Raw genomic sequence first — 12,959 nt, forward strand, 5'->3', positions numbered from 1 at the left:
CTCAGTCCCCCTTCGGATCGAGCACATCGCGCAATCCGTCGCCGAGGAAGTTGAAGGCCAGCGACACCAGGAAGATCGCGATGCCAGGGACGGTTGCGACCCACCATTGCTCGAAGATGAAGCGCTTGGCCGTGGCGATCATCGCGCCCCATTCCGGCGACGGCGGCTGTGCGCCCATGCCGAGGAAGCCGAGGCTTGCGGCGGTGATGATGATCGAGCTCATGTCGAGCGTGATGCGCACGATCAGGCTCGGCACGCAGAGCGGCGCTGCATGGCGCATGATGATGCGCCAGGGCGAAGCACCGGTCAGCCGGCAGGCGGCGATGAAATCGCTGCGGCGCACGGTCATGGTCTCGGCGCGGGCAAGGCGGGCATAGGGCGGCCAGGCGGTGAGCGCGATGGCGAGAACCGCGCTTTCGACGCCCGGCTTCAGCGCCGCGACGAAGGCAAGTGCCAGAATGAGCCGCGGGAAGGCGAGGAACACGTCGGTTACCCGCATGAGCACCGTATCGACGATGCCGCCGAAATAGCCGGCGATGCAGCCGACGGCAAGGCCGATCGGTGCAACCAGGACAACCACCGCGACGACCATGCCGAGCGTCACGCGGCCGCCGTAGAGGATGCGCGAGAAGATGTCACGGCCGAGTTCGTCTGTGCCGAGCCAATGCGCCGCACTCGGAGCAGCCAGCCGGTTTGCCAGATCCTGGATTGCCGGGTCGTGCGGCGCGAGCACCGGCGCAAGCACGGCGAGCAGGGCGAAGACGAGGATGATCGTCAGTCCGATCATCGCCAGCGGGTTGGACTTGAGCTTCAGCCAGATGTGGTAGCGATGGCCCCAGGAGGCCTGGGTGCGCGAGGCGGGCGTTTCGTCGAGCGCCCAGTTTCGAAAGGTCGTAAGCATCATCGGACGCGGGGATCCAGTACACGATAGAGAAGGTCGGCGATGAGGTTGAGGCCGACATAGATGAGGCCGATCAGCAGCGTTGCTCCGACCACCGGGTTCATGTCGGCGTTCATCAGCGACACCGTTAGATACTGGCCGAGGCCCGGCCAGCTGAACACCGTTTCGGTGACGACGGCACCTTCGAGAAGCCCGGCATAGGTCAGCGCCAGCACCGTCACCAGTTGTACGGCAACCGTCGGGAAGGCGTGGCTCCAGATGACTGTCGAAGCCGACAACCCCTTGGCGCGCGCCGTGATGACGAACTCGCCCTTCAGCGCATCGACCACGAAGGCCCGGGTCATGCGGGTGATATAGGCCATGCTGAAATAGGCGAGGATACAGACCGGCTGCGCCATATGCGCGACGGCGTCACGGAAGGCATCCCAGTCGCCTGATATCAGCGTGTCGATTGTCAAAAGGCCGGTGACCGGATCGATCATGCCGTCGAAGATTATATCCTGACGGCCGGGTCCCGGCGCCAGGCCAAGCGTGGCGTAGAAGATCAAGAGCGAGATCAGCGACAGCATGAAGACCGGAACGGAGTGACCGGCAAGGCAGACGACGCGGATCGCCTGGTCGACGAGCTTGCCCTGCCGGACGGCAGCCCAGACGCCGAGCGGAATGCCGATGACAGCCGACAAAAGCAGCGCCGCCGTTGCCAACTCCAGCGTCGCTGGGAAGAACCGGGCGATATCGGTCGAGACAGGGTTGCGCGTCAGGATCGACATGCCGAGATCGCCGTGCAGCAACTGCCAGAGATAGCGGATGAACTGCATGATCAGCGGCTGGTCCAGACCCATCTCGATGCGGGCGCGGGTGATGACGGCTTCGGAGGCGTTGTCGCCGACCGCGGCGATCACCGGGTCGACCGGCATGACGCGCCCGATCATGAACGTGACGATCGTCAGGCCGAGCAGCGTCAGGAAGACGCTGCTCAACGTGGCGGAAAAGCTTCTGATACGCTTGTTCAAGCCTTGGACGCCTCTGCATAGGAGTGGGAGTCCGACAGCGTGCCGAGCCGGATGCCGGCAACGGCCTTGCGGCAGGCGGCCGTGGTCGTTGTCTGCAGCATGAAGGCGAAGGGGCTGTGCGCCATATGGGCGCGCTGCAGCTCCTCGTAAAGCGCGATGCGCTTTGCCGGGTCCTTCTCGTCGCGGGCGGCCTCGGCCTTCTTCGCCATCTCGGCATCCTGCCAGGACGAGCGCCACAGGAAGGGCCGCGACTTGGCGTCATCGGAATTGTCGGGGTTGATGTTGAACACGTCGGCATTGGCGTGCGGGTCGAAATAGTCCGATCCCCAGGCCGAGAGCGCCATCTGGTGCTCGCGGGCGCGCATCTTGGTCAGCACCTGGCGGTTTTCGGCCGCCTGCAGCTGCACGCGGATGCCGATTTCGGCGAGGTTTGCCTGGATCGCCTGCGCCAGATCCGGATAGGGCTGTGCCGAATAATGATCCATGACGATCTCGAAACCGGCTTCGAGGCCAGCCTCGGCCATCAGCGCCTTGGCCTTGGCCACGTCCTTTACGAACGGCGTATCGTTGACAACGCCCGGATAGCCTTCGGGCAGGAAGCTCTGGTGGATCTTGTGGGTGAGGGGCACGATGTTTTCCTGCATGCCCTTGTAGTCGAGTGCATGCTTGATGGCCTGCCAGACCTCAGGCTTTGCGAGGTTCGCCTGCTTCTGGTTGAGCGAGATCAGCACGAGCGAGGCGACGCCCTTGCGAACGAGCGTGTAGTTCTCGTCGCCCTGCAGGGTGCGCAGCTGTTCGGAGCTGAGGTTGCGGGCGATGTCGACGTCGCCCTTCTGCAGCATCAGGAGCTGCGACGACGGGTCGGCGACGTGGCGCAGGATGATGCGCTTGATGTTGCCCTTGTAGGGGCCGTTCGGATTGACCGTCAGCGCGACGCTCTCGCTCGGCTTCCAGGACTGCAGCGCGAACTCGCCCGAACCGGCGGTGTTCTTCTGCAGCCAGGCGTTGCCGAGGTCGCCATCGACTTCGTTTTTGAGCGCGACCTTCTTTTCGACGATGCTGCCGACGTTGGCCGAGAGGCAGTAGAGCAGGAAGGCAAGCGATGCCGGCTGCTCGAGCGTGAGCCGAAGGGTCGAGCCGTCGACGGCGACGATGCGCTCCTCGACATTTTCGGGCGTGAAGCCGAACTGGGCGACGATGAAAGCCGGGCCCTTGTTCATCTTGATGGCGCGCTGCAGCGAGAAGGCCGCATCTTCCGCCGTCACCGGCGCGCCGCTGGCAAAGGTGGCGCCGGTGCGAAGCTTGAAGGTGAAGACCTTGCTGTCGGCATCCGCTTCCCAGGATTCGGCCAGGATCGGATCGACCTTGTTGGCGTCGTCCAGGTTGGGGTGAACCAGCTTCTGGTAGATATTGCCGCAGATTTCGCTGCCGACCGCCTCGAAGCTCTCATGTGGATCGAGGCTCGTCATGTTGTCGAGCTGTTGAGCGACAACCAGTATGTCCTTCGGTGTTTCGGCGAGGGCCGGCACCAGGCTGACATAGGACAGAAACGGTACGGCAGCGCCGCCGATCAACAGGTTGCGTCTGGAAATCATCGGAAATATCCCCTTCTCGGACTTAACGTCATGCGAACGGCCGTTGTGAGGTTTTTTGACTTCACCTCACCGTCAGCCGTGTTCCCTTGTTAGGGCCCGGATTAAGCACAACATGGCTTGGTGCTACCAATTCCGATTTCGGCAGGGCCTATGCATGGTTTGCATTTGCGCCGATGGACGACTTTCCCCTAGGGCTGTCAGGTGATTATGGTCGCGCGCGGCGGCGAGCTGAGTCGTGCGCAGCCGGCCGCCATGGTCGGCAAAAAGATTGAAAGGCGATCCCCAGTTGACAACACAGGCGAAAATTCCGGTCTTCGATGGGCATAATGATGTGCTGTCGCGCTTGTGGCACTCGCAGCAGGCAGATGCAGAGGCCGGCTTCATAGACGGCGGCGGCAGCGGCCATATCGATCTCGTCAAGGCGGAGAATGGCGGGCTCGCCGGCGGTCTTTGCGCCGTCTATGTCGCGTCGCCCAACATGCAGAAGGATGCCAATGGCGATTTCGCAACGCCGGATCAACAGGATGCGCTAAAGAGCACGCTCGGCATGGCGAGCCTGCTCATGCGTCTGGAGCGGCAGGCAGGCGACCGTTTGAAGATCTGCCGCTCGGCAGCCGATATCCGTCAGGCGATCGCCGACGGCGTGTTCGCGTCGGTGCTGCACATCGAAGGTGTGGAAGCATTAGCCGCCGATCTTGATGCGCTTTACGTGCTGCACGCCGCCGGCCTGCGCACGCTTGGCCCGGTCTGGAGCCGGCCGAACATCTTTGCTTATGGGGTGCCGTTCCGTTTCCCGTCGTCGCCGGATATCGGTCCGGGCCTCACTGAAAGCGGCAAGGATCTGATCCGGGCCTGCAATGAGCTGCGCATCATGGTCGACCTGTCGCACATGAACGAACAGGGCTTCTGGGACATTGCGTCTCTTTCCAACGCGCCGCTGGTCGCCTCCCATTCCAATGTGCATGCGCTCTGCCCGCACAGCCGCAACCTCACGGATCGCCAGCTCGACGCGATCAAGGATACGGGCGGTCTCGCCGGCATCAATTTCGGTGTCTTGTTCCTGCGTTCGGACGGCATCAAGAACCCGGATACCAGCCTTGACCTTTTGGCTGACCATATCGACTACATCGCCAACCGCATCGGCATCGATCATGTCGCGCTCGGCTCGGACTTCGACGGCACCACGATCCCCGCGGCGATGCGAGACGCAGCCGACCTGCAGCTACTGGTCGACCTGCTCCTGGAGCGCGGCTACGACGAGGCATCGCTGGCGAAAATCTGCCACGGCAACTGGATCCGGGTGCTCGAAACGACCTGGGGCGCGTAAGGCAGATCACGCAGCGAGCCTTATCGGTTCGCTGCGATCGCTGCGCCTGCGTCGTCGAACAGCGATGAACTCGCCGCATCGATCCGGATGCCGACGGTCTCGCCGATGCGATAGGGCGTGTCGGCGGGCGCGCTGACATTGATCAGCCCGAGTTTGCCGGCGCGCACGAAGACACTGGTGTTGCCGCCGAGATATTCGCTAACCTCGATGGTGCCCCGGCAATCGCCGCTGTCGGGCGAGACCAGCGAGAGATGCTCGGGCCGGGCGCCGAGGTGCGCCGGCGCTGCCGGGCCGGACAGCGGCAATCGAATGCTGCCTTCGCCGGATAGATCGAGCCCATCTGCGCTGCGCCGGCAGGGCAGAAGGTTCATCTTCGGACTGCCGATGAACTGGGCGACGAACAGGTTTGCCGGGGTCTGATAGAGCGCCTGCGGGCTGCCCTGCTGCATGATGCGGCCGTCCTTCATCACCACGATCCTGTCGGCAAGCGTCATTGCCTCCACCTGGTCATGGGTGACGTAGATCATCGTCGCGCCGAGGGTGCGATGCAGCTTGGCGATTTCGAGCCGCATGTCGACGCGCAGTGCCGCGTCGAGGTTGGAGAGCGGCTCGTCGAAGAGAAAGCCGACCGGTTCGCGAACGATGGCTCGCCCGATCGCCACGCGCTGACGCTGGCCGCCGGATAGCTCCTTGGGGTAGCGTTCGAGCAGGTGCGTGAGCTTCAATGTCTCGGCCGCAGCCTCGACCTTAGCCTTGATCCGGTCGGCAGGCAGCTTGGCAAGCTTGAGCCCGAAACCCATGTTGCGGCGAACCGTCATGTGCGGGTAGAGCGCGTAGGATTGGAACACCATGGCAAGCTTGCGCTCGACCGGTGAGGCCGCGGTTACGTCGCGGCCGTCGATGAAGATCTGACCGGAGGTGGTTTCTTCCAACCCGGCGATCATCCGCAGCAGCGTGGATTTTCCGCAGCCTGACGGACCGACGATGACGACGAATTCGCCGTCGGCAAGGTCGAGATCGAGTTCCCGGATGATCTCCAGATTGCCGTACTGCTTGCCGGCCTTTTTCAGCGAAATCGTAGCCATGGTTCTCTCCGAAATATGGGGTCAGCCCTTGACCGCGCCTGCTGTCATCGAGCCGCTGATCTGGCGATACATGATGAGGCCGAGCAGAACAGGCGGGAGTGCGCCGACGATCATGACGGCGGACGCCATGCCCCATTGAACGCCGCCGCCGCTGGCGGCGAAGAAGAACGAGGCGCCGACGGTGATCGGCACGGCCTTGGAGGTCGTCAGCATCAGGCCGAACAGGAACTCGTTCCAGGCCGTGATGAAGCCGAAGATCAGGCTGGTGACGATGGCCGGTCGGCAGACGGGGGCAATCACCCTGAAAAGGATCTGCGTCCGGCTGGCGCCATCCATGAGGGCTGCCTCGTCGAGTTCGGCCGGCAGGTCGTGGATGGCGTTGACGAGGATGACGAGCGCCAGAGGCAGGTTGACGATGGTCAGGATCAGCCCGAGGCCGAGGCGGGTGTCGAGCAGCGCCAGCCACTGAAACATCATGTAGAGCGGGATCGCGAAGATGATGAGCGGAACGGCGCGCAGATTGACGATGAACGGCAGCAGCGTTCGCTCGCCGAGCCGGCCACGGGCAATCGCGTAAGCCGCGGGAAGGGCGAGCGCCACGGCCAGCACGGTGCCGATCAGAGCGACCGAGAGGCTGTTGAACAGATAGAGGAAGATGTTCAACCGGTCCGTCACCTGGAAGACCGCGAGATAGTTGTCGAGCGTCGGCGCCTGGACCCAAAGGCCCGGATTGGTCGACAGCTCGCGGGTGCTCTTGAGCGAGGTCGAAAGCGTCACCAGGATCGGGAAGTTCATGGCGAATGCGGCGGTCGCAAACGCCAACCAACGAAGAGCGGTGATCATCGGATGGCTCCCTTTCGCCGGCTGGCAATGAAATTAAGGCCGTAGAGCACGGCAAAGGAAACGACGAACAGGATCACTGAGGCGGCGACCGCCTTGCCGATGGCGCCCTGCTTGAAGAACGCCTCGTAGATGTAGATTGACAGCGATGCTGTCGAGCCGCCCGGGCCGCTGCCGGTCAGCACATAGACGTTGTCAAACACGCGGAAGCCGTCGATGAAACGGATGAGCAGGGCGACGACGATCGTCGGCAGCATCAAGGGCAGCTCGATGTACCACAGCCGATGGTGGCTCTTGGCGCCGTCCATGGCCGAGGCTTCGGCGATCTCGGATGGGATTGCCTGGTAGGCCATGTAGAACAGCAATAGCGCAAAGGGCGTCCACTGCAGGGTCTCGACGACGACGAGCGTCCAGAAGGCGGAACCGGGGCCGAGAAACGACAGGCTCGCACCGAAATAGGTCCAGAGATAGTAGGGTACGGGGCCGACGAATTCGTGCAGCACCAGCCGGTACATCAGGCCGACCAGCGCCGGCGCCACCATCAACGGCAGCATCAGGATTGCCATCAGCCAGCTGCGTCGCTCGATCAGCGGCGACAGGAAGATGGCGAGGAAAAGCCCGAGCGTGCATTCGAGCACGGCGGTCAGAAGGCCGAAGCGGAACGAGAACCAGCTTGCCTGCCAGAAGGCGCTGTCGCTCCACACGGCGGCGAAGTTCTTGAGGCCGGACAATTCGGGCTGGCGCAACGTCTCGAACGAGACGTCGGAGACCGAATAGATCAGGTTGACGATCGCGGGAAAGCCGAGAAAGACCAGGAGAAACAGCACCACCGGCGTGGCGAGAAGCCTGAATTCCTGGATAAGGGGGCGTTGCTGGGCTTTCGTCATCGGACCAATCTGTATCTGGCTTTCCTATGATCATCGACGGCTCCGCGATGGGTCGGACGCCCGGGGGCGTCTCAATCGCATGGCTGTCGATCTCGCCGAAATGCACCGGCGGCAGTCCTGCCGCCGGTGCATTTCGCTCATTTCAGCAATTCGGCCATGCCCTTTTCGGTATTGGCCAGCGCATCGTCGATCGATTGCTGGCCGGACCAATAGCCGGTGAACTCCTTGGCCTGCAGTTCGTAGACCGAGAGCGCCTTTGCCGAGGTGCCGCCGTTCATGACGTAACCGTACTTGCCGGCGAATTCTCCGAGCTTGACGAGATCCGGCCGTGCGTCGGCGACTTCGGCGACCACCTCGGGCGTCAACGCCGGTGCGCCGTTGTTACTGGCGTAGATCAACGCCGCTTCCTTCGAAGACAGCCACTTGAGGAACAGTGCGGCCCCTTCCTTGTTCTCGGCATTCTTGTTGAGACCGAAACCGAGGCCGTGGATATGGGTGAAGCGACCTTCCGAGCCGGCGGGAGGTGCGACGGTGTCGGTGACCTCGGCAACGGCCGGGGACTTTTCCTTGCTGGTCAGATCGCCAGCGGCAGCGTTCCATTGCAGCATCGCGGCCACCTGGCCGGAAGCAAAGGCGGCGTTAGCTTCCGCAAACTCGTAGGAGAGGGAATCGCGCGGCGTCGCGCCGTTGTCGTAGAGCAGCTTGTAGATTTCGAGGCCCTTGCGATAGGCGTCGGAATTGACGGTGATCTTGCCGCTGTCGTCCATCCAGTTGGCACCGTAGGCACGCGGCACCGACTGCCAGATCATGACGTTGAACAAGAGGTTCTTGAGCTGCAGCACGGTGCCGTAGCGGGTCGGACTATCAGGATTGACGGCTTGCGTGAAGTAGAGCGCGGTTGCGGCATAATCGTCCCAGGTCCATTCGCCCGGAGCCTTCGGCTCGAGCTTCTTGCCCAGATGCTTCTCCGAAATCTCCGCATACTTCGTCTTTGCCGCGTCATCCTTCATCAGGGCGTCGACCAGGTCCTTGCGGAAGTACATGAAATGCAGCGACAGGTCGGTCGGCACGCCGTACTGCTTGCCTTCATATTGCATCGTCGAAAGCACGGAGTCGCCATAGACGGCCTTGGCCTCGCCTGACAATTCGACCGGCTCCATGAACGGCGCGTAACGGCCGATCGAGTAGGTGGCGAGCAGGTTGAGGTCGAATGCCTTCGAGCGTGCGGCAAGATCGGCCTGCAGCTTGTCCCAGAAGCCGTCACGGTTGAAGAACAGCAGCTCGACCTTGTCCTTGTCGGCAACGTCGGACTTGGCATTGTAGGCATCGGCTGCAGCGCGCAGCGCCACTTCCTCCGGGCCGCCGGGCCAGCCGAGCACGGTGACTTCCGCAAGTGCCGGGCTTGCCAGAAGGCCGGCGATACCGGCTGCGAGCAGCGCTCCTCGTTTCATGGTCGCAAGTGTCATCTTTGGTTCTCCCTCAAAGTTGTTGTTGACGCTCTGCAAGATCTGCGATGCCGACCACGCCGGCGTTCTCCCCGAGTTCGGCGGCGTGGATCGATGGCTTGAGGCGCGGCGGAAGGTCGCTCAGCGCGCGCTCGATGGATGTGAGGTAGCCCGGCGCCAGCCCGATGCTGCCGCCGATGACGATGCGCTTGGGATCGAGCGCGAGTTGCACGTTGCGGCAAAGAAGTGCCGTCCGGCGCGCCGAGGTCTCGACGATCCGTCGCGCCCAATCCTGTCCGGCGTTCGCCGCCGCAAAGACCTCGCGGGCGGTGGCGCCCTCTTGATGGGGGCTGGCCTCGCTTGCGATCCAATGGCCGGAAACCTGGTCTTCGAGCATATGGCGCGATGCCTCGTCGAGGCGAAACTGGCCGAAATGGCCGGCAAGGCCGCCGAGCAGACGGCCGCCCACGACGATGCCGCCACCGATCCCGGTCGAGACCGTGAGGAAGACCATGTCCTCGCGCCGGCCGGCGCCGAAGCTGAACTCGCCCCAGGCTGCCGCCTGTGCGTCGTTTGCTGCGAAAGCAGGTGAACCGGACAGCCGGGCGATCGTGTCGGTCAGCGGGAAACGCTCGGGGACGTCGAGTGTGTTGCGGTTGAGCGCCGACCAATGGCCATCATCGACGATGCCGGTGACGGCGGCGCCGACCTTGTCATAGCGTCCCTTCCACGGGGCTATGGTGTCGAACAAGGCCTGCAGCCATTCGGCCGGATTGCCGCCCCGGGGTGTCGCCATCTTGTGCGTGTCCAGCACGGTTCGGTCGCGCACCAGCGCCGCCAGCATCTTCGTGCCGCCAAGATCGATGGAAAGGGTGGCCTGCGCCTGCGCCATCACCGTCACGCCCCGCTTGATGCCAGCGTTTCGTCGAGCGCTGCGCGGAACCACGAAGTCACATGCTCCGGCCGCGTAATGGCGGAGCCGACGACCACCGTGAAGGCGCCGGCCCGCAAGGCGCGTGATGCCTGTTCCGGCGTCCGCACGCAGCCTTCCGCCACGACGAAGGGCGTAAGTTTGCGCATCGCCGCAATGAGTGCGAAGTCCGGTTCGGTCGGCTCAATCGGTCCGGTGTAGCCGGCGAGTGTCGAGCCGACGATTTCGGCGCCTTCACGCAATGCCTGTTCGGCGTCGCTGCTGATCGAGCAATCGGCCATGGCGATTTTTCCCGCCGCGTGGATGTGTTCGATCAGGCTCCTGGTCTCGACCGGGCGCGTCCGCTGGGTTGCGTCATAGGCGATGACATCCGCGCCGGCTGTGGCCAAAGCGTCGACATCCTCGATCAGGGGCGTGATGCGAACGGGTGAGGTCGTCAGATCGCGTTTGACGAGCCCGATGATCGGCCGGTTCGTCGCCTGGCGAACGGCACGCACGTAGTCGGCGGATTCGATGCGCAGCGCCGCGGCGCCGCCATCGAGGGCCGCCAGGGCGAAGCCGACGACCATGCCCGCGTTGTCCATGACGCCGCCCTTGACCGGCTGGCAGGAAACGATCAGTCCGTTCTTCAGGCTTTGGATTTCGAATGTCACGCCGGCTCCTCTAGCGCGGGTGAGACACCAATGGCGAAGTCCGCCTCTTCCCGCACGCACTTACAACTCGGTCGCGTCATGGCTGTGGGCTGGCTCAGCCCTGCATCGTTGCGATCCGATCTGACCACTACGGTACCAGGGCAAGACCAGATTGCAACAGGAATTAAACTGGTATTATCTCATCAATTCGATGACGAAGTCGTAGACGTCGCCGCGATATTTGGTCTGGGTAAACTCGACGATCTGGCCGTCAGCGAGGAAGCAGCGCCGCTCCATGATCAAAAGGCTGGTGCCTTCGGGTGTCGCCAGCAGGCGGCGCTCCTCCTCGCTTGCCGGCTTTGCCTGCATGCGCTGCAGCGCCCGGACGGGAAGGGCGCCGTGGGCGGCCAGATATTCGTAGAGCGAGGCGCCGATCGCTTCCGGTTGCGGCACGAAACGGGCGGGGAGCGCCGCGGTTTCGATCGCAATCGGGGTGTTGTCGGCGGTGCGCAATCGCCGCAGGCGCACGATCTTTTCGCTGCCGGCAATGCCGAGCGCCATCATCTCGGCCGGCGAAGGGCGGCTGATTTCCCGAGAAATCCAGACGCAGCCGGGCTCAAGGCCGCGCGACCGCATGTCCTCGGAAAAGCTGGTCATTGTTGCCAGGGATTTTTCGACCCGGGATGAGACAACGGTCTTTGCGCCCTGCCGTCGATCCAGCAGCCCTTCGGCAACCAGGCCCTCGATGGCTTTCCTTACCGTCACCCGCGATATCGCGAGACCATCGCTCAGGTCCCGCTCGCTCGGAATGACGGCACCATGCCGCAGAACGGACGCGCCGATCGCCGCCTTGATCGCCTCCCCAAGTCGGCGGTAGAGCGGCTCGCCGCTCTCGCCGGACATCGTCTGCAACAGAAAGTCGAGAGTTGCCTGATCGCTCATGGAGACACCTGCTTGAGAAGTCTCCTTATGCAATATTTTTTTCCGGTGTTAAACTGGTATTGGTCTTGCGGTGTGATTTTGCGGTTTTCCCGGGGCCAGTCGGTCCGGCTTGGCCATCAATGATACCAGAGTCAGCGCCTGGCTTGCGGTGACTGCACTATTGCCGCGACGATGACGCGCACCAGCGGCAGCACGAGCAGCAGGCTTGGAAACGCCACCAGCCACGAGATGCCCCAGGCTTTCATCCACAGGGAGAACAGATCTGCCCTGAAGCCGGAGTTTGCTGCCGCCGAGACGGCCGAGACGAGGCTGGACATTTGGCGAGAAGGCAGGGCACCCACCGCCAAGATCCGCACATTCAACGACCTTCTGAGCAAAGGGCTCAAGCTCGACCACCTCTGACGACGGCAGGGTCGGCTACTTTGCGAACCTCTTGGCGCCAGCCACACACAGGACGATGGCGCCGGTAACAGTGAGCATGGCCCAGCTGACCGGTTCGTGGAGAAGTGCTGCCGCCAGCGCCAGGCCGAAGAACGGCTGCAGCAGTTGCAGCTGTCCGACGCCGGCGACGCCGCCGAGCGCCAGTCCGCGATACCAGAAGATGAAACCGATCAGCATGCTGAAGACGGAGACATAGGCAAGTCCGGTCCAGGCGGCGCCATTCACCATCTCGAAGGACGGCAGGTTGGTGAAGAGGCCGATGCCGACCATGATCGGCAGCGACAGCACCAGCGCCCAGCAGATCACCTGCCAGCCGCCGAGCTTGCGCGACAGGCTCGCTCCTTCGGCATAGCCGAGACCGCAGACGATGACTGCGGCAAGCATCAGGAGGTCGCCGACGGGCGAGGCCGAGAAGCCCTGCATCAGCGCAAAACCGGCAACCAGCGCACTGCCGAGGCAGGAAAACAGCCAGAATGCCGGATGCGGCCGCTCGCCACCGCGAAGCACGCCAAAGACCGCGGTGGCCAAAGGCAGCAACCCGATGAAGACGATCGAATGGGCCGATGTCACATGCTCGAGTGCCAGCGCGGTCAGCAGCGGGAAGCCGAGAACAACGCCGAATGCGACGATCGCCAGCGACACGAGATCGGCGCGCGTCGGCCTGGGCTGGCGAAAGACAAGGAGCAGGCAGAGTGCAAGCGCACCGGCAATCGCCGCCCGTGCGACCGTCAGGAATACCGGGTCGAAGTCCATGACGGCTGCGCGTGTCGCCGGCAGCGAGCCGCTGAAAATCAACACACCCAGAAAGCCGTTCATCCAGCCGCTCGTCGTTCTGTCCATTGTCGTCTCCTTTTCCACCTGTATCGGCTGGAGACGATGGCTCTTCCAGAGACAATACGGTACAGTTGCGCCAAACTGTC

The 12,959-nt window shown here is 63.2% G+C and carries 13 protein-coding genes; 1 reads left to right on the plus strand and 12 read right to left on the minus strand.

Features of this window, described 5'->3' with window-relative positions:
• Position 1 precedes the first annotated feature (1 nt).
• Genes nikC through BC360_RS03935 form a run of 3 tightly spaced genes read right to left on the minus strand, consistent with a single transcriptional unit; the run spans position 2 to position 3,509 of the window.
• Complete coding sequence (nikC, locus tag BC360_RS03925) at positions 2-904, minus strand: nickel transporter permease (RefSeq protein WP_065794351.1); 903 nt, start codon at positions 902-904, stop codon at positions 2-4.
• On the minus strand, positions 901-1,914 hold the full coding sequence (locus tag BC360_RS03930; RefSeq protein ID WP_065794352.1) for an ABC transporter permease: 1,014 nt from the start codon (positions 1,912-1,914) through the stop codon (positions 901-903). Before BC360_RS03930 ends, nikC begins: the two co-directional genes overlap by 4 nt.
• A complete protein-coding gene (locus BC360_RS03935) occupies positions 1,911-3,509 on the minus strand; it encodes an ABC transporter substrate-binding protein (protein ID WP_065794353.1) in 1,599 nt (532 codons plus the stop codon). Before BC360_RS03935 ends, BC360_RS03930 begins: the two co-directional genes overlap by 4 nt.
• Before the next feature lie 286 nt (positions 3,510-3,795).
• Between BC360_RS03935 and BC360_RS03940 the strand changes: the two genes are divergently transcribed.
• Positions 3,796-4,836, plus strand: coding sequence for a dipeptidase (locus BC360_RS03940; RefSeq protein WP_065794407.1), 1,041 nt, complete (start codon positions 3,796-3,798; stop codon positions 4,834-4,836).
• Between the two features lie 20 nt (positions 4,837-4,856).
• On the opposite strand, the gene BC360_RS03945 is transcribed toward BC360_RS03940, so the two are convergent.
• From BC360_RS03945 to BC360_RS03985, 9 genes are all read right to left on the minus strand, one after another.
• Positions 4,857-5,921 carry an ABC transporter ATP-binding protein gene (locus BC360_RS03945; protein WP_065794354.1) on the minus strand — a complete coding sequence of 355 codons (1,065 nt, stop codon included), beginning with the start codon at positions 5,919-5,921 and terminating at the stop codon, positions 4,857-4,859.
• A gap of 21 nt (positions 5,922-5,942) precedes the next feature.
• Complete coding sequence (locus BC360_RS03950) at positions 5,943-6,764, minus strand: carbohydrate ABC transporter permease (RefSeq protein ID WP_065794355.1); 822 nt, start codon at positions 6,762-6,764, stop codon at positions 5,943-5,945.
• Positions 6,761-7,648, minus strand: coding sequence for a carbohydrate ABC transporter permease (locus tag BC360_RS03955; protein WP_065794356.1), 888 nt, complete (start codon positions 7,646-7,648; stop codon positions 6,761-6,763). Before BC360_RS03955 ends, BC360_RS03950 begins: the two co-directional genes overlap by 4 nt.
• A 137-nt stretch (positions 7,649-7,785) precedes the next feature.
• A complete protein-coding gene (locus tag BC360_RS03960) occupies positions 7,786-9,114 on the minus strand; it encodes an extracellular solute-binding protein (protein WP_065794357.1) in 1,329 nt (442 codons plus the stop codon).
• 13 nt (positions 9,115-9,127) lie between these two features.
• Positions 9,128-10,039: an ROK family protein gene (locus tag BC360_RS32635; protein ID WP_244512662.1), complete on the minus strand. Its 912-nt coding sequence runs from the start codon at positions 10,037-10,039 to the stop codon at positions 9,128-9,130.
• Complete coding sequence (locus BC360_RS32640) at positions 9,991-10,677, minus strand: N-acetylmannosamine-6-phosphate 2-epimerase (RefSeq protein ID WP_065787438.1); 687 nt, start codon at positions 10,675-10,677, stop codon at positions 9,991-9,993. Before BC360_RS32640 ends, BC360_RS32635 begins: the two co-directional genes overlap by 49 nt.
• 174 nt (positions 10,678-10,851) lie before the next feature.
• A complete protein-coding gene (locus tag BC360_RS03975; protein ID WP_065787439.1) occupies positions 10,852-11,598 on the minus strand; it encodes a GntR family transcriptional regulator in 747 nt (248 codons plus the stop codon).
• 131 nt (positions 11,599-11,729) lie between these two features.
• Complete coding sequence (locus BC360_RS03980; RefSeq protein WP_244512663.1) at positions 11,730-11,939, minus strand: DUF2798 domain-containing protein; 210 nt, start codon at positions 11,937-11,939, stop codon at positions 11,730-11,732.
• Between the two features lie 76 nt (positions 11,940-12,015).
• On the minus strand, positions 12,016-12,879 hold the full coding sequence (locus BC360_RS03985; RefSeq protein ID WP_065794360.1) for a DMT family transporter: 864 nt from the start codon (positions 12,877-12,879) through the stop codon (positions 12,016-12,018).
• Positions 12,880-12,959: the final 80 nt, after the last annotated feature.

The sequence above is a fragment of the Ensifer sp. LC163 genome, assembly GCF_001695855.1.
In the GTDB taxonomy this organism is placed as follows: domain Bacteria; phylum Pseudomonadota; class Alphaproteobacteria; order Rhizobiales; family Rhizobiaceae; genus Ensifer.